Raw genomic sequence first — 16,787 nt, 5'->3', positions numbered from 1 at the left:
AGAACAAGGGTATATTCTTTTTTCCAAATGTATTTTGAACTATGGTCTTCCTTTGCCATTAGTGTTAGTATTGTTTGATGAAAGCCCAATTGACAGCATGTTTGCAAATAATTTATATGCACCTGGTACTCCTGCTGGCAATTCTCTAAAAAAACTAAGTCCTGTATATATATAGTTTCCCTTACCATAAGGGGCCACTAAAAGACTTCCTTTTTTAGGACTTTCACCTTTATCATTCATTGCAAAAATAGGTGTAAACTCTTTACCCCATTCATTTGGAAAATATAGCCCTCTTTCTTGAACCCAATTGTCAAAATCAGATACTTCAATTTTATTAGGATAATTAACTAACGGATGAGTAGGGGCAATAAACTCTACTTCTGCAAATTCATTAGTAACTCTATCTCTAGAAATAGTTAAAGAATATGGTGCAATATTTTCAAATTGGCCTCGCCATCTATTGGCCGTGTTGTACTGTACAATTAAATTGCCTCCATTTTTTACGTATTCTAATAAAATTGCTTGTTTAAACTTTAGGGCTTCCACAACGTTATATGCGCGTATACCCATAACTATACCATCGTATTTAGATAGTTGACTTAATTGTAGGTTATCAACATCAATAGTCTCAACGGTATATCCAATCTGAGCTAAACTTTCTGGTACTTTATCACCAGCTCCCGCGATATACCCTATTAGCTCTCCTTCTTTCTTAATGTTTAATCGAACTATTTTGGCTTCCGCTGGTAATAAAACAGATTGTTTTGGAATATGGTCATACTCAATTTCTACCAAAGATTTTGAGAAGGTTTTTCCATCAATTTCAGCCATAACAGCTATGGTGCCAATACTTTCATTTTCTGGCGGAGTTATTTCAAAATAAAAGCTTCTAAGGTCACCTTTCTTGATATTTGAAAACGGTATTTCTTTTGGGTTAGCTACCCAGCCTTCGGGTAATTGTGGTTTTAGGTAACCTTGTACATTATCTCTACCTGGTTTTAACTGTACCTCAAGCTTTTTTGAAGAATCATCAGAAAAAACAAACACATCTTCATTAAAAGACAAGGTAATTTCTGGAAGCATTACAAAAGGTTCATTAAGCTCTCCTTTGTCGGGTCTTGAAAATGTTCTAACTACTGGTTTTTCAAAATCTATTTTTATTCCGTCGACATTTAATGAAAATGTAGCTGTCATAGCTACTGGTGTTTCTGGTAAACCAATAAGGTTTTCATTGGTTACTTTGTATACTCCTAAATCTCCTTTTTCCTCTAGCCAATAAGGAGATGTATATGCCATTTTTTTTGCGGTTTTTAACTGAATATCAAAATTTATTTTTTGATTCTCTTTTAAGTCTGTATTGTACATTTTAGAGAACAATCCATCACTTAAAGCTATTCTATTCAGTGTTACTGGGGCATTACTTCTGTTTAAAATTTCAATAGCCAATTGTAAAGAGTCCCCTGGAATTACCGCTGCTTGAGCAGGATTAGCATTTAAATAAATGCCCCCACACCAAAGAATTATATCTTTTAAATGTTTTGATTTTAATTTTTTCCAGTGTTCATCTTCAATATTTTGAAGTAATTGATAAGCTTCAGTCAATTTTTTAAGGTGTATAGCAGGATTTGAAAAGTTGAAGTTTTCTTCAATTTCATTTAAAATAGCCCCAATTTCTTCACCACCCTTAACTCTGCTCCAAGTGGTAGTAATGCCTTCAAATAAATTTGACTTGTTTTGTAGTGGTTCTCCTTTTAAAAACTCTAGATATTCTTCTGTTGAGCCTCTAGAGGTTAATTGTCCAAATCCTTGACATTTATGTTGACTACGCGCCATTGCGGCAATTTCATTATTAGACAAACCTAATTCAGGATAAAAAACACCAATATCGACTGCAGAAAGATTTGACTTGTCAGCATTTTCAAATTTTTCTCGGCTACCATAGAACCACCAAGATGTGTTGAAAAATATTCTCTTAGGTTGCCAAGGTGCCAACGTATTTAGCTGGTCAGGATATACATTATTATTATTTGATAAATCAAAAGCTTCATAACTTAACATAGCCGAGGAGGTATGATGGCCGTGCGTTGATCCAGGGCTTCTATGGTCAAATCTATTTATTATAATATCTGGCTTTATTTCTCTTATAACTCTAATAACATCTGACAATACTTTTTCTTTATCCCAAATTTCTAAAGTTTCATCTGGATGTTTTGAATATCCAAAATCAACTGCCCTAGTGAATCGTTGTTCCCCACCATCAATACTTCTGGCTTGTAATAATTCTTGAGTTCGTAATACACCTAATAATTCTTTTAATTCTGGACCAATTAAATTTTGACCGCCATCTCCTCTTGTAATTGAAAGATATACTGTTCTTGCTTTTAGATTATTATCCAAATAAGAAATCATTCGTTGATTTTCATCATCTGGGTGTGCAGCAACGTATAATGCGGTTCCTAAAAAGTTAAGTTTCTGAATCTCATGATGAATCTCTGCAGAAGTTTTAACATGAGTATTTTGGGCACTTAGGCCTAGTACTACTAAAAAAAATAGTGTAAAAAGAGCGTTTGCTTTACGCATAGTTGGTTAATTTGAATCTCAAATATAATAAGTTTAAAACGGGATTATTTTTGTTTAGAACTTCTTTAACACCCTAAAGATGAGGCTCAAAATCTTCATCTGTAGCTACTTGCTTTTGTATAAGTACTACACCTTTTTGCAAAAGAAGGTTGTTGGGGTAGATTAACAATTCGCCATTCTCTTTTAAAAGATTAACGTTAAAGGCTTTAATGTCTACGATTATAGCTTCTTCTGGAAAGTCTTTGTCTTGTATACGTATTCGGTCTCCTATTTTATAGGGAAAATAAAAAAACAATATTATCCCTGAAGTAATATTACTTAATACTGACCAGGTAGCAAAAAGAGCTACACCTAAGACCGCAAATATGGAGGAAACTATTAAACCAATTTCCCTAATATTTACGCCCCAAATGAGAACAATTACAATAACCAAAATGGCAAATAGTGCAAAGCTGATATAAGTGATAACCAAACGGGTACGAACTTGGTTTAAATCACTTATTCGTCCTATTCTCCTAATGGTTTTAACGGTTATAAACCTTAGAATTAAAAAAACTGCTAAACAAATTAATGTGCCTAGCAGTTCAGATTGATATTGAAAAACGTATTTTTCCATGTATTTACAAATCCAAGTCTTTTCTCAACTTAGTGTCAATTATGCTGTTTTGTCTCCAATACGGAGTTTTTAGGCTTTTTAATTTAGTAGCTGTTGACTTCATTAGTTTCGCCTTTGGACCAAATCCGCTTATGTATTCTTCTGTCCACCCTTCAATTTCATATGGAAAGTTAGAAGAAAATGTAATACTAAGCTTTCTTTCTATGTTTTTATAATCTATGGTATATGTGGTTAATCCGTTTACTTCTTCTAAGTTGGCAAGAGCTTCTTGTGCTTGAATTTTTACATGTTTTAACCTAAAAAATTCTAATGAGGGTAAAAGTTTAATATTTCCTTTAGGTAGGTCTTCTGGGTTTATTCTAATCTTATTCCAAATTTCGTTTTCTAATACTACTTTATCTAAATTTAAATTTTGGTCCGCTTCATTCTCAAAATACGAATGCGAAGTTATCTCAAACTGTTCTCTATTGTTGAGTTGCGCATATACATGACCACACCATTCTTGCATAGATAAGCTTGTTTTAATGGCATGTTGATTATCATATACTGGGTAAAACGTACTGCTCATTATTGAGTACGGATAAATACCTGTTAGAAAATTCTTTGTAGCATTTAGTTTGAGTACTGGAATATTAGTTTTTGAAGCCTTGTCTGCTTTAACTTGAATTTCTGGTAAGAAAGGCTCAGTAACATAAATAAGTACAGCATTGCCTTCTCGAAGTTCACCATAGCGGGCTTGCTCCAATTTATAAGATGTTATTTCAGCTTCACCCGCATACCAATATGATTTAAATTCTTTAGAAAGTGGTTTTTTGGGCTCTGTTTTCTCTTCAACTTTGAGAATTTCGGCAGATGCTATTTCTTTATGCTCTTCCTTCTTTTGCTCCATGCAACTACTTAAAAAGGTAACTACAAAGCTTAACACTACTAATTTGATAGTTAATTGTATATGGGTTTTCATAATTCAGTTTTTAACAAAGTTAGAATAGCCTTCCCAGCAATGAATACATCTTAACGTTTTATAACATTTGCATGAACTTTACAAAATTAAAGCTCTAGTAAGGTTTTGTAAACAAGATGGGTAGGTAGACCAACAACTGTATTATAGGCACCATTAATTTCTTCTATACCTATAGCACCTATCCACTCTTGTATGCCATATGCACCTGCCTTATCAAAGGGTTTATACTTTTCAATATAAAAGTTGATTTCTTGGGTAGTTAAGACTTTAAACTTAACTTTTGTTAAAGCATTTACGGTTTGCCGTTTTGTAGTTGTTGTAAAACATACTGACGTAATTACCTGATGCCATTGCCCAGATAGTTTATGGAGCATCTTAATAGCTTCTTGTTCATTCGAAGCTTTTGCCAAAGATTCGCCATTATGCCACACAACAGTATCAGAGGTGATGAGGATTTCATTTTTTTTTAATGTTCCTTCGAAAACAGATGCTTTTAATTCTGCAAGAAAATCAGAAATTTGAGCAGCTTTTAAATTTTCTGGATAAACCTCTTCAACAGATTTTAGTCGAATTTCAAAATCAACGCCAAAATCTTCAAAGAATTTTTTTCTTCGAGGAGAACCAGAAGCAAGTATTACTTTCTTACCTTCTAGGTGTTTTGCTAATGGGTTTTTAGTCATTTTTTGCACTAAAATTTGCATTCCAGTCGCCTCTAACTTTCATTACTTGTTCTATGATATCTCTAACACAACCATCGCCTCCATTTTTATGCGATACATAATCACAGATTACCTTAACTTCAGGTATAGCGTTTTGCGGGCAAGTGGCTAATTTTACCATCTTCATGGGCGGTATATCAGGCATATCATCACCCATGTAAACCACATTTTCTGGGTTAATGTCGTAGATATCTAAATATTCATCTAACTGGTCTTGTTTGTGGTGGGCACCCATGTAAATATCGGTTACGCCAAGACCCTTAAGTCTTGTTTTTACACCTTCATTAGTACCACCAGTAATTATGCAAACATTATATCCTTTTTGAATTGCAGTTTTTAGCGCATACCCGTCTTTTACGCTCATTTTTCGTAACAATTCTCCCGTTTCTGTAATTAATACTGAACCATCTGTAAAAACACCATCTACATCAAATACAAATGTGGTAATGTCTTTTAGATATTCTTTATAGTTTTTCTTCATAGGTTTTTTGAATAGACTGGCTTAAAAGCTGGTATATTTTCTTATTATTTTCTGCTGTTAATTGCTGTAAATGCCGATGCATTGTTTTTTCGTCATTTCGTTTTGCAGGACCGGTTTGGGCTTTTTTAGGAGATAAATCCTGAATTTTTGCCACTGTTTCTTCTATAAGCGGTTTCAGCAAATTAAATTCAATTGCATCTTGTGCACAAATTTCTTCTGCTAAATAAAAAAGATGGTTACTAAAGTTATTCACAAATACCGCTGCAACATGCAAGGTTTGACGCTGCTTGGTAGAAATTTTTCGAACTAAATTAGAAATACTACCACCTATTTTTTCCAATAACTCATAATCTTCTATACGTTGTGCTTCAATACAAAGAGGTATGTTTTTAAAATCTAGCTTTTTACCTTTAGTAAAGGTTTGCAACGGATAAAAAACGCCTTTTCTAGAAGTAACAATAGCGTTTATGCTAACACTACCCGAAGTATGAACAACTAGACCAGATTTTGAGGTTAGGAGTGTAGAAACCTCTTCTATAGCATCGTCATTTACCGCAATAATGTATACATCGGCATCGGCAATTTCATTCTTTTTAGTAGTGGTTTTTACTTGTGAAAAAGACTTTAGATTTTCTGCATTTCTTGCATAAACCTGTATAATATAAGGTTGTAATACTGCAAATAGGTGATGTGCAACATTTCCTGAACCTAATAAAACAATTGAATGCATGCTCAAATGTAAAATTTGTTTTGAGAGTAGGTAACTTTTTTCAACACTAAAACACGTTAGTTAGTAAATTTAATGCGCCAAGAAAGCAAGGATACTATGTTGAAAGACCTAGAAAATAGAGCGGATGTTTATAAATTGGTGAACACTTTTTACGCTGAGGTTAGAAAGAATGATTTGGTGGGGCCAAATTTTAATAAACACATAAATAATTGGCCAGAACATTTGAAGGGTTAGACTGATTTTTGGGAAACCAATTTATTTTTTGTAGCTAAATTTTAGGGTAATCCCTTGCAAGTGCACAAAAAAGTAGATGCTGCAGAAAATTATACGATAAATGAAATGCACTTTGGAGTTTGGTTAAATCTATGGTTTAAAACACTAGACTCCCTTTTTAAGGGTGAAAAACCAATATCGCCAAAAATAGAGCTCGCATTGTGGGCACCTTTTTTTATATCAATCTTTTTCAAGCTAGACCTCACTAATTTAAAGGTCTCAAATAATTTAAATTTCTTTTATATAATTTGGTATTAAGAACTATCATTCTATGCCTTATTTTTGCATGCTGATAGAACAAATGTCATGCTTGATTTTCTGAAGAAGTACCTTTTCTCTACACGTTTAATGGCCCTGCTTTTTATTGTTTTTGCTGCTGCAATGGGTATAGGCACATTTATAGAAAGCAAATATAGTACTGAAACTGCAAGAATTTTTATCTACAACGCAAAGTGGTTCGAAGCTATAATGCTCTTTTTTGTAATCAATTTTCTAGGTAATATTTCTAGATATAAATTGCTGCAATGGAAAAAATGGCCAGTACTAGTACTACACCTCTCATGGATTTTAATAATACTTGGGGCATTTGTAACCAGATACATAAGTTATGAAGGCGTAATGCCAATACGTGAAGGGCAATCAGAAAACATTTTTTACTCTGATAAAACCTACATTTCTGCTTTTATTGATGGTGATATAGATGGGCAATTAATGCGTAAAACACTACCCGAGCAACCCGTTATTATTACACCAGAAGGTAAGCGTGCTAATTTTCCGTATAAAGGTGAGTTTAATGGTATTGACTTTAGTATAGACTATGTAGATTTTATAGAAGGCGTAAAAAAAGGAATGGTGCCCAAAGAAGGCGGCAAAAAGTATCTAAAAATTGTTGAGGCTGGTGATGGTCAACGTCATGAACATTATTTAGAAGATGGTCAGGTAAGTTTAATCCACAATATTTTATTTGCTCTAAATAATGAAACTCAAGATGCCATAAATATTTTTACTTCTGATTCTATTTATCAAATTAGAGCCCCATATCAAGGTGGTTTTATGCGAATGGCAGACCAATTTCAAGGAGAAGTTATTGCAGATAGTTTACAAACGCTACAGCTACGTTCTTTATACAATATGGCCGGTATGCAATTTGTAATTCCTGAACCTGTAGTTGAAGGAGAATACGGTATAGTTGAAGTTCCTAAAAATGAAATTACTGAGGAGACAGCAAATGGTTTAGTGGTAAATGTTACTGTTGGTAATGAATCTAAAGAAGTTACCATTTTAGGCGGCAAAGGTCCGGCAAATTTTACTGATAAAATAAAAGTTGGTGGGCTAGAGGTAGCATTGAAATATGGTTCTAAAGAATACGAATTGCCTTTTAAGGTAAAATTGAACGACTTTATTGCAGAGAAGTATCCAGGTACAGTAAGTAGTTACAAGTCTTTTATGAGTAAGGTTACCGTTGAAGATGAGCGTTCTTTTGATTATGATATTTTTATGAATAATATCTTAGACCATAGAGGGTATCGTTTTTTTCAAGCTAGCTTTATGCCCGATGAAAAGGGAACGGTACTATCTGTAAATCACGACCAGTGGGGTACTTGGATAACCTATGTAGGCTATTTTTTACTTTACATTGGCTTAATGGGTATTATGTTCTTTGGAGATACTCGTTTTAGAAAACTAGCAACATCTTTAGAAAAAGTAAAATCTAAAAAAGCAGTTTTAGGTGTTATGGCCTTTTTGTTTTTTGGAATTACAATTGCACAACAAGGTGATGGCGTAGAGGCACATAATACCATGCCTACAGATGTTCAAATTGATAGCATTTTAAAAGCAACCACGGTTAGTGAAGAACATGCAGATAAGTTTGGTGCTTTAGTTGTTCAAGATGAAGGTGGTAGAATGAAACCGCTGCATACGTTTACTTCGGAATTGTTACGAAAGTTAAGCGGTAAAGACAAATTCAAGAATATGAATTCTGACCAAGTTTTTATCTCTATGATGATGAATCCTGCTGCTTGGTATAACACTAAATTTATTAGTATAGATTTTAGACAGAATGATAGTATTAGAGAAATTATAGGAGTTGATAAAACTGAAAAATTTATAAAGGCTACCCAACTTTTTGATGCCACAGGTATGTACAAATTAAAGCCTTATTTAGAAGAGGCCACTGCAACTACAAACCCAAGTAAATTTCAAAAAGATTTCATTAAAACACATGAGCGTTTTAGCTTATTGAATATGGCGCTTAGCGGAGAAATTTTAAAAATATACCCGCTATTAGATGATGAAAATAACAAATGGATATCCCCGATTGAGTATCGTTCGGGCCAATATACAGTTCAAGATTCATTGTATGCCAACTTTATGCAGAATTCCATTCCTTATTATTTAAACTCTGTACAAGGGGCAATTAATAGTAAAAATTACGCAACACCAGATAAGCTTTTAGAAGCGTTTAAGCAAAATCAAAAAAATCATGGTGCTGAAGTTTTACCTTCAGATAAGAGGATACAAACAGAAATACTATATAATAAGCTAGATATCTTTAATAGACTTTATCGCTATTATGGTTTAATAGGGGCACTTCTATTTTTTGTTCTAGTATTTAGAATTTTTAAGGATAGAGAGTTGTGGAAAGCAGCTACCTATGTTTTAAAAGGAACAATAGTACTCTTCTTTATTTGGCATACCGCCGGATTACTGCTTCGTTGGTATATATCTGGGCACGCCCCTTGGAGTAATGCTTACGAGAGTATTTTATATGTTGCTTGGGCCACAATGGGTATGGGCTTACTTTTTATGAAGAAAAGTGATTTAACCCTTTCTGCTAGTGCCTTTGTTGCTGCAATGTTGTTATGGATTGCTCATCAAAGTTGGGTAGACCCTGCGATTGCAAATCTTGTTCCTGTTTTAGATAGTTATTGGTTAATGATTCATGTAGCTGTAATTGTAGGTAGTTATGGTCCACTTACCGTAGGTATGATATTAGGGGTTACAGCGCTCTTACTTATAATTCTTACCAATAAAAAGAATAAAAAACGAATGGATTTAAACTTACAAGAATTAACCATTATCAATGAGCTTTCTTTGACTATTGGTTTGGTTATGTTAACTATTGGTAACTTTCTTGGTGGACAATGGGCCAACGAAAGTTGGGGCCGTTATTGGGGTTGGGATCCAAAAGAAACCTGGGCATTAGTCTCTATAATGGTTTACGCTTTTGTTATTCACATGCGTTTTGTTCCTGGACTTCGCGGAAAGTGGATTTACAATTTTATGAGTGTAGTTGCCTATGGTAGTATTATGATGACGTATTTTGGAGTAAACTTCTATCTGGTTGGTTTACATAGCTATGCCCAATCTGGTTCTGCTGCTATTACGCCTGACTATGTAAAATACATTGTTTTAGGTGTATTAATTCTAGGAGGAATTAGTTACTGGCGATATAAAGCCAATTACGTTAAGAGCTAGAAGATTATTACTTCCATTTTTAACGTTTTATTACTCCATAAGTAAGCGCATAAGTTCTTCCGCTGCTACTTTTCCCTTTTCTTTCAAAAAGTCTCTTGGCGTATTATCCCCCAGTTCAAAGACTATTGCGGGCATTTCATGTGCAGCATAAAAGTGATTACGAGATACCATAGTTGGGTGTAATTTAGAAGAAGCACTCACATTTGTTTGTTTTTTTGGTAATCTACTGCTAATACTAGTAATCCAATCAAATACTATTTGTCCTTTCTGGCCAGTGATGGTCGAATCTAAGGGATAATAAATGTCATCCCACGTTGAATGAAAGTCAGCTCCAAAAACAAATTCAACTCCTTCATCGGCTTTGGAAGCTAAAAAATCTCTAACCGCCCTTGTCTCAGGTTGATTAAATTTAAACCAATCTCTGTTTAAGTCAATTCCACCCATATTATGGCGCCAATTACCATTGTCAACGCCATCAGGATTCATCAGTGGTACATTATAAACCGTAAACTTTTTTCTAAAAGATATAGCTTGTTCAGAATCACCAGCTAAGGTTTCTACAAATGATTTCATGGCTAAAAACCCTGTAACTTCTGGTGGGTGTTGGCGAGAAATAATAACCAAAGCTTGTTTGGTATCGCTTTCAGAAATCTTCATTAAATTCATAGGTCTACCTTCTCTACTTTTTCCAATTTCATAATTAGAAATAAATTCTTTTTGAGAAAGTGTATCTATCCATTGCTTTACTCGTGATGAGGTGTATAATTCTTGAGCGGAAACCAAAAGAGGTTTTTTATTTACTGCTAAGCTAATTTCAATTTGTTCAGGAGCAGCCTTTATACCAAATTCGCCTTCACCAGGATTGATAATTTTATATTGCGTACTATCCAGTTTTTTAAAATTAATACCATCAGAACTTATTTTAGGATAGTACCTACTTCTACTTTCTTGATAAGTAAAATTTACCGTTATATCCTTAGCTTCTTTGCTCCAAACTTTAAATGCATACCAAGGACTTGGATTAATTGGGGTATTTTCGGCTGTTATCCAAATAGTGTAAGAGTTACCACCATTATGAGCCACCCCGTTTAGTCTAGCTCCATCAAAGGTATTACTAAAGAATACAGTACTATCTTGAAATGCCCAAATACCTTTCCACTGCTTTTGTACCGGTTTAGTTTTTGTCGACACAATAGGGTTTGGCCCTTGGCCTTGATAGCCACTAACGTTTTTACTGTTTTTACATGCTAAAATTGAAATGAATACTAATAAAATGAGGGTAAATCGAAGTTTCATGATAGGAGTACAGCTAAATTGAATTTTGAAATTTATCCATTTTTGTAGCAATGGCATGAATTTTTTTTGCATTTTTATGTCATCATGAAGTAAAAAAATTATGTACAGCAGCGCAAACATAGCACTGGACCTATAAAACCAGAACTTGAGTTTTGGTTTTGAGTTTGCACTTTTCTTTCATTAATTACATAATTTACACATCATGTCATCACAACCTTTTTCAATAAAAAAACTATTCAACTATTTCTGGATTGCCGTTACAGGCAAAGAACAAGAATTCACTAAAGGAAGCATTAGGAAAGCAATTTTTATGCTTTCAATACCAATGATTTTAGAAATGCTGATGGAAAGCATTTTTGCCTTGGTAGATATTGCTTACGTTTCTCAAGTAAGTGTTAACGCAGTAGCAACAATAGGTTTAACAGAGTCGGTAATAACCTTAGTCTACGCTGTTGCAATTGGTTTAAGCATGGCTGCAACAGCTATTGTAGCTCGCCGGGTAGGAGAGAAGGATTTAATGGGTGCCCAAACAGCAGCTGTGCAGGCTATCTTGTTAGGAGTATTAGTTGCAGTTAGTGTTGGTGTTATTGGTTTTATCTACAGTAAAGAAATCTTGGGGTTAATGGGTGCTGAATCTGATTTAATTGCAGAAGGCTATGGGTACACCAAATGGCTTATAGGTGGTAATATTACCATTCTATTACTCTTTTTAATTAATGCAATTTTTAGAGGAGCTGGTGATGCTAGTATTGCTATGTGGGCATTAGTGTTGTCTAATGGATTAAATATTATTCTTGATCCTATTTTTATTTTTGGCTGGGGTCCCATACCAGAATACGGTGTTATGGGTGCAGCAATTGCAACCAATATAGGGCGTGGAACAGCGGTAATATTTCAACTTGGAATTTTGTTTTTTGGATGGAGTAAAATTCGTTTAGCCCTATCAAATTTTGTTCTGAATTTAAAAGTGATGAATAATCTAATAAAAGTTTCAATAGGAGGTATTGTTCAGTTTTTAATTGGTACTTCTAGCTGGGTTTTTTTAATGCGAATAATGTCTGAGTTTGGTAGCGAGGTCTTAGCTGGTTATACAATTGCCATTCGTGTTATGATGTTTACTTTAATGCCCTCTTGGGGAATGAGTAACGCAGCTGCCACGTTAGTTGGGCAAAACCTTGGTGCTAAACAACCTTCTAGAGCAGAAAAGTCTGTCTGGCTTACGGGTAAGTACAATGCTTTTTTTATGGGGTTAGTATCAATCATCTATCTATTACTAGCAAAACAAATAGTAAGTATGTTTAATGATACCCCAGCAGTTGTAAATAATGGCGCGTTGTGTTTACAAATTATTGCTGCGGGCTACATTTTTTACGCTTATGGTATGGTGGTAACCAATGCCTTTAATGGTTCAGGTGATACAAAAACACCCACTAAGATTAATTTAATTTCATTCTGGCTTTACCAATTACCATTGGCGTATATTTTAGCGCTTGTACTTGAACTAGGAGCGGTAGGTGTTTTTATAGCTATTACAACAGCTGAAGTTTTACTCGCAATTTTAGCCATTGTGTGGTTCAAAAGAGGAAAATGGAAAACGGTTGAGGTTTAAGATTGCTTTCATTTTTCTTACTTTTAAAAATCAATAAAATTTCATGAAAAAGACTAAAGGAATTAATACCATATGCACTCATGTTGGTGAGGTAAAAGACGAACAGTTTAAAGGGGCAGTTTCTCCAATTTACATGTCTAGTTCATATGCATTTGAAGATGTAGATGTAAAGCGATATCCTAGATATTACAATACGCCAAACCAAGAGGCATTAGGTAAGAAAATTGCTGCGTTGGAACATGCAGAAGCAGGAATGTTATTTGGTAGTGGTATGGCAGCTATTAGTCACTGTTTAATGGCGTTTTTAAAGGCTGGTGACCACATTGTTTTTCAACAAACGCTATACGGAGGCACTTACAATTTTGCGGTTACACAGCTCGAAAAATATGGGATATCGTATTCGTTTACTAACGGCTGGAAAGTTGAAGATTTCGAAAAAGAAATAAATTCAAATACAAAAGTTATTTACATAGAAACACCGTCTAATCCTTTACTAACGGTAACTAATATTGAAGCTGTGGCTAATTTAGCTAAGGCCAATGGTATTGTTAGTATGATAGATAATACATTTGCCAGCCCTGTTAATCAAAACCCAGTTGATTTTGGAATTGATATTGTTTTACACAGCGCTACCAAGTACATGGGGGGGCATTCAGATATTTGCGCAGGTGCAGTAGCTTGCTCTGAAAAACATATGAAACAAATTTGGGAATCTTCTATTTGTTTTGGAGGTAGTTTAAGTGATCAAACCGTATGGCTTTTAGAACGTAGTTTAAAGACTATGGGGTTACGAGTAAGAGCACAGAATCAAAATGCCTTACAAATGGCTAGCTTTTTAAATAAGCACACAGAAATTGATGCTGTTTATTACCCTGGTCTAGCAGCGCATCCAGAGCACGATTTAGCTAAAAAGCAAATGAATGGTTTTGGAGGAATGTTATCTTTTGAGTTGAAAGAAGGTTTAGATGCCTCTTTGTTTTTAAGTTCCTTGAAATTAATTAAACCGTCAATGAGTTTAGCTGGTGTAGAAAGTACTATGTTACTACCTGTTAAAACTTCACATTCGCTAATGAGTCCAGAGGATAGAGCTAAACAAGGAATCAAAGATGGTTTAATACGCTTTTCTGTTGGTATTGAAGAAACAGAAGACCTTATTTACGATATTGAGCAAGCCTTAGAGGTGGTAACTGCTAAAACAGCTTTAGTTTAATGAAATTAGATATTCTTGTTTTTGGAGCGCATCCAGATGATGCCGAATTAGGTGCTGGTGGTACTATTGCCAAAGAAGTAGCTAATGGTAAAAAAGTTGGGGTTGTTGATTTAACCAGAGGAGAATTAGGAACCAGAGGTTCGGCGGCCTTAAGAGATAAAGAAGCAAAAAAGTCAGCAGAGATTTTAGGTTTGACCATACGTGAGAATTTAGAATTTGCCGATGGTTTTTTTAGTAACGACCGTGAACATCAATTGCAAATCATTAAAATGGTTCGTAAATACAAACCAGAAATTGTTCTCTGTAACGCTGTTGATGATAGGCATATAGATCACGGAAAAGGGTCAAAATTGGTGAGTGATGCTTGTTTTTTAAGTGGCTTAATTAAAATTGATACCAAACTAGATGGTGATGATGAATGGCAAAATCCTTGGAGACCAAAGTTGGTGTATCATTACATACAATGGAAAAATCTAAAACCTGATTTTGTTGTAGACATTAGCGGATATATTGAAAAGAAAAAGGAATCAATTTTAGCCTACAGTTCTCAATTTTTTGATGCAGATAGTGAAGAACCTGAAACACCTATTAGTAGTAAAAACTTTTTAGATAGTGTGTCTTATAGAGCTCAAGATTTAGGAAGATTAGTAGGGGTAGACTTTGCAGAAGGTTTTACAGTAGAAAGGTTTGTTGCCGTGGATTCGATAACAAACTTAATTTAACTAGCTTTTTTAAGTTTTTCTTTTTTAACCTTTTGCAATGTAAAAAAGAATGCTGTTCCGTGGTTAATTTTACTTTCTACCCATATTTTACCATTATTGCGTTCTACCATTTGTTTGCAGAGTGATAAGCCTAAGCCGGTACCTTTTTCATTATTAGTACCAAAAGTGGTGACATTGGTATCGGTATTAAATATTGATTCACGAATATCATCTGTCATACCAACCCCAGAATCTTTTACTTGAATTTCCCAACCAGTATCACTGCAACAAGCACTTACGCTAATATTTCCGTTGTTAGGAGTAAATTTAATAGCGTTACTAATTAAGTTTCTAATAATAATATCTAGTTGGTTGCTATCTACCCAAACGTAGGCGTTCTCTGGAACCAAATTGGTTAGTTTAATCTTTTTTGCTTTTGCATTTTCAGCTAAAAGCTTAATACTGTCTTCTACTTGATTTTTTAACGGGATAATAGCTGGCTGCGTAATATCATTCTTTAATTGTGATTGGCCCCAAGAGAGCAGATTATTCAAAGAAAAAAGAATATGGTCTACATCTGTCTTAAGCTTAGGTACATATTTTACAAATTCATTTGTTGGAATATCATTATTGGCAAATAAACGCAGTAAACCTTGTAACCCACCAATTGGACCTCTTAAGTCATGACCTATGATTGAAAACAGTTGGTTTTTAGTTTTATCAATTCGTCTTAATTCTTCTTCTCGCTCTTCGAGTATTTTAGTATTAACCTTTAATTCTTTATAAAGTCTAACTAATTTCTTTTGATTAAAATATAGAGGTATGCTAGTACCTAGAAGAATAATAAAAACAATGATGGCTGCATAAATGTAATTTCGCTGTTTTGCCAATTCTTCTTCGTTTTTAGCAATAATTTCAGCTTTTTGTTTTTCATATTGCATTTCTGTCTTGAGTAGATTTATACCATTAGTTAAATCATCTTGAGAAAGGCTATCTGATAGTTGTTGATGTATTTCTAGAAAAGTAACGGCTTGTTCAAAGTCTCCTTGATTTTTATATATTTTATATAAAGTTTCTGAAGAATTTTTTTGACCTTCAAGTGCGGCAATTTTCTTTGAAACGTTAAAACATTTACTGGCGTAAATCTCTGCTAGCGAGTCTTCTTCTACAGCTAAATAAGCTTTTGAGAACCCATCAAAAATCTCAATACTATTTCTAGGGTCATCAATAGTTTTATCTAATTGAGAGGCTTGGTCATACCAATACAAAGCCCATTTAAATTTATTTTGTTTAAGGTATATTTTTCCTTTTACGCCGTAAGCAAAGCTCAACCAGTCACTTATATTGTTTTTCTCAAAAATGGCTATACTTTGATTAACATTAAACATGGCGTGTTCAAATTTTCCTAAATCAGCATATAAAGAAGCTATGTTACTCATTGTTTCGGCTGAAATAAGGTCATTGTCTAACCGTTTATTTATTTGTTTTACCTTTTCATAGAAAGTTAGCGCATGTGTAAAATCGTTTTGTTCAATATAAAGGTTAGCAACATTTTCATTTAAGATGGATAACATATTATCATCTTTATACTCTGTACTTATATCAATTGCTTTTAAGTATAGATTTAGTGCTTTAGAAAATCTACTAGCATATTGGTGCTCTAAGGCTAAACTATTCATTATTAGCGTAACCGTTTTTATATCTTTTCTTTTTTGAGCTAATGCTAGCGCATCGTTATAATAGGTAATAGATTGTTTGGTATTACCAGAATTGGAGTAGTAATCACCCATGCTTCCTAAGGCTAACATTTTTCCTTTTTCAAATTGCGTAAGCTCGCTGAGAGTTAATGCTCTGGATGCGAAAAAATGAAGACTATCAGAATTAAAATATCTATACTCCTTGGCTAAATCACAGTGATGTAATATGTAAGTAGTATCTCTTTCGTTAAAAGATTTTTTGGCTTCAAATGTTCTGATTTTTTTTAATAAATCAGATTTAAAGTTATTTTGAGCACTTACTGAAAAAAAGGTAAGAAATAACCATAGGTATGTTACCTTAGTTAGAAATGGGACGGCTTTGAACCAGTAAGATTTTTGTTTAGTAGGCATTATCTATTCAAAAACAATATCAA

At 34.0% G+C, this 16,787-nt stretch carries 13 protein-coding genes; 5 read left to right on the top strand and 8 right to left on the bottom strand.

Features of this window, described 5'->3' with window-relative positions; translation table 11 throughout:
• Positions 1-39 precede the first annotated feature (39 nt).
• The 6 genes from H5V42_RS03095 to H5V42_RS03070 all read right to left on the bottom strand — a co-directional run bounded on the left by H5V42_RS03095 (position 40) and on the right by H5V42_RS03070 (position 6,087).
• Complete coding sequence (locus tag H5V42_RS03095) at positions 40-2,580, bottom strand: PIG-L family deacetylase (RefSeq protein ID WP_185781652.1); 2,541 nt, start codon at positions 2,578-2,580, stop codon at positions 40-42.
• Positions 2,581-2,653: 73 nt separating this feature from the next.
• Positions 2,654-3,196 (bottom strand): mechanosensitive ion channel domain-containing protein, encoded by a 543-nt coding sequence (locus H5V42_RS03090; RefSeq protein ID WP_185781651.1) that lies wholly within the window; start codon positions 3,194-3,196, stop codon positions 2,654-2,656.
• Positions 3,197-3,200: 4 nt separating this feature from the next.
• Entirely contained in the window at positions 3,201-4,157 is a 957-nt protein-coding gene (locus tag H5V42_RS03085; RefSeq protein ID WP_185781650.1) for a septum formation inhibitor Maf, read from the bottom strand.
• Positions 4,158-4,243: 86 nt separating this feature from the next.
• Positions 4,244-4,837: a Maf family nucleotide pyrophosphatase gene (locus H5V42_RS03080; protein WP_185781649.1), complete on the bottom strand. Its 594-nt coding sequence runs from the start codon at positions 4,835-4,837 to the stop codon at positions 4,244-4,246.
• Positions 4,830-5,357, bottom strand: coding sequence for a KdsC family phosphatase (locus tag H5V42_RS03075; RefSeq protein ID WP_185781648.1), 528 nt, complete (start codon positions 5,355-5,357; stop codon positions 4,830-4,832). The genes H5V42_RS03080 and H5V42_RS03075 overlap by 8 nt, the downstream gene beginning before the upstream one ends.
• Positions 5,341-6,087: a Rossmann-like and DUF2520 domain-containing protein gene (locus tag H5V42_RS03070; RefSeq protein ID WP_185781647.1), complete on the bottom strand. Its 747-nt coding sequence runs from the start codon at positions 6,085-6,087 to the stop codon at positions 5,341-5,343. The genes H5V42_RS03075 and H5V42_RS03070 overlap by 17 nt, the downstream gene beginning before the upstream one ends.
• A gap of 96 nt (positions 6,088-6,183) precedes the next feature.
• Here H5V42_RS03070 and H5V42_RS15325 point away from each other — a divergent pair, with 96 nt between their 5' ends.
• Positions 6,184-6,321: a hypothetical protein gene (locus H5V42_RS15325; protein ID WP_313792117.1), complete on the top strand. Its 138-nt coding sequence runs from the start codon at positions 6,184-6,186 to the stop codon at positions 6,319-6,321.
• Positions 6,322-6,666: 345 nt separating this feature from the next.
• The gene (gene ccsA / locus H5V42_RS03060) at positions 6,667-9,840 is read left to right on the top strand and encodes a cytochrome c biogenesis protein CcsA (protein ID WP_185781646.1); all 3,174 of its coding nucleotides are present in this window, start codon (positions 6,667-6,669) and stop codon (positions 9,838-9,840) included.
• A gap of 30 nt (positions 9,841-9,870) precedes the next feature.
• Here ccsA and H5V42_RS03055 read toward each other — a convergent pair whose 3' ends face one another.
• Positions 9,871-11,031: a M14 family metallopeptidase gene (locus H5V42_RS03055; RefSeq protein ID WP_313792116.1), complete on the bottom strand. Its 1,161-nt coding sequence runs from the start codon at positions 11,029-11,031 to the stop codon at positions 9,871-9,873.
• 307 nt (positions 11,032-11,338) lie between these two features.
• Between H5V42_RS03055 and H5V42_RS03050 the strand changes: the two genes are divergently transcribed.
• Genes H5V42_RS03050 through bshB1 form a run of 3 tightly spaced genes read left to right on the top strand, consistent with a single transcriptional unit; the run spans position 11,339 to position 14,677 of the window.
• Positions 11,339-12,745 (top strand): MATE family efflux transporter, encoded by a 1,407-nt coding sequence (locus tag H5V42_RS03050; RefSeq protein ID WP_185781645.1) that lies wholly within the window; start codon positions 11,339-11,341, stop codon positions 12,743-12,745.
• A 43-nt stretch (positions 12,746-12,788) separates the two neighbouring features.
• Complete coding sequence (locus H5V42_RS03045; RefSeq protein WP_185781644.1) at positions 12,789-13,955, top strand: trans-sulfuration enzyme family protein; 1,167 nt, start codon at positions 12,789-12,791, stop codon at positions 13,953-13,955.
• Complete coding sequence (gene bshB1 / locus H5V42_RS03040) at positions 13,955-14,677, top strand: bacillithiol biosynthesis deacetylase BshB1 (RefSeq protein ID WP_185781643.1); 723 nt, start codon at positions 13,955-13,957, stop codon at positions 14,675-14,677. The genes H5V42_RS03045 and bshB1 overlap by 1 nt, the downstream gene beginning before the upstream one ends.
• Here bshB1 and H5V42_RS03035 read toward each other — a convergent pair.
• Positions 14,674-16,764: a tetratricopeptide repeat-containing sensor histidine kinase gene (locus tag H5V42_RS03035; protein ID WP_185781642.1), complete on the bottom strand. Its 2,091-nt coding sequence runs from the start codon at positions 16,762-16,764 to the stop codon at positions 14,674-14,676. The genes bshB1 and H5V42_RS03035 overlap by 4 nt on opposite strands.
• Positions 16,765-16,787: the final 23 nt, after the last annotated feature.

Origin of the sequence: Croceivirga lutea (assembly GCF_014235875.1) — a bacterium.
Taxonomy (GTDB): domain Bacteria; phylum Bacteroidota; class Bacteroidia; order Flavobacteriales; family Flavobacteriaceae; genus Croceivirga; species Croceivirga lutea.
Note: the sequence above shows the minus strand (reverse complement) of the source record. Positions and strands in the feature narration are given on the sequence as shown.

Excerpts from the sequence above, each read along its gene's own strand:
- H5V42_RS03095 (WP_185781652.1), bottom strand. The coding sequence starts at position 2,580 with ATGCGTAAAGCAAACGCTCTTTTTACACTATTTTTTTTAGTAGTACTA.
- H5V42_RS03090 (WP_185781651.1), bottom strand. The coding sequence starts at position 3,196 with ATGGAAAAATACGTTTTTCAATATCAATCTGAACTGCTAGGCACATTA.
- H5V42_RS03085 (WP_185781650.1), bottom strand. The coding sequence starts at position 4,157 with ATGAAAACCCATATACAATTAACTATCAAATTAGTAGTGTTAAGCTTT.
- H5V42_RS03080 (WP_185781649.1), bottom strand. The coding sequence starts at position 4,837 with ATGACTAAAAACCCATTAGCAAAACACCTAGAAGGTAAGAAAGTAATA.
- H5V42_RS03075 (WP_185781648.1), bottom strand. The coding sequence starts at position 5,357 with ATGAAGAAAAACTATAAAGAATATCTAAAAGACATTACCACATTTGTA.
- H5V42_RS03070 (WP_185781647.1), bottom strand. The coding sequence starts at position 6,087 with ATGCATTCAATTGTTTTATTAGGTTCAGGAAATGTTGCACATCACCTA.
- H5V42_RS15325 (WP_313792117.1), top strand. The coding sequence starts at position 6,184 with ATGTTGAAAGACCTAGAAAATAGAGCGGATGTTTATAAATTGGTGAAC.
- ccsA (WP_185781646.1), top strand. The coding sequence starts at position 6,667 with ATGCTTGATTTTCTGAAGAAGTACCTTTTCTCTACACGTTTAATGGCC.
- H5V42_RS03050 (WP_185781645.1), top strand. The coding sequence starts at position 11,339 with ATGTCATCACAACCTTTTTCAATAAAAAAACTATTCAACTATTTCTGG.
- H5V42_RS03045 (WP_185781644.1), top strand. The coding sequence starts at position 12,789 with ATGAAAAAGACTAAAGGAATTAATACCATATGCACTCATGTTGGTGAG.
- bshB1 (WP_185781643.1), top strand. The coding sequence starts at position 13,955 with ATGAAATTAGATATTCTTGTTTTTGGAGCGCATCCAGATGATGCCGAA.
- H5V42_RS03035 (WP_185781642.1), bottom strand. The coding sequence starts at position 16,764 with ATGCCTACTAAACAAAAATCTTACTGGTTCAAAGCCGTCCCATTTCTA.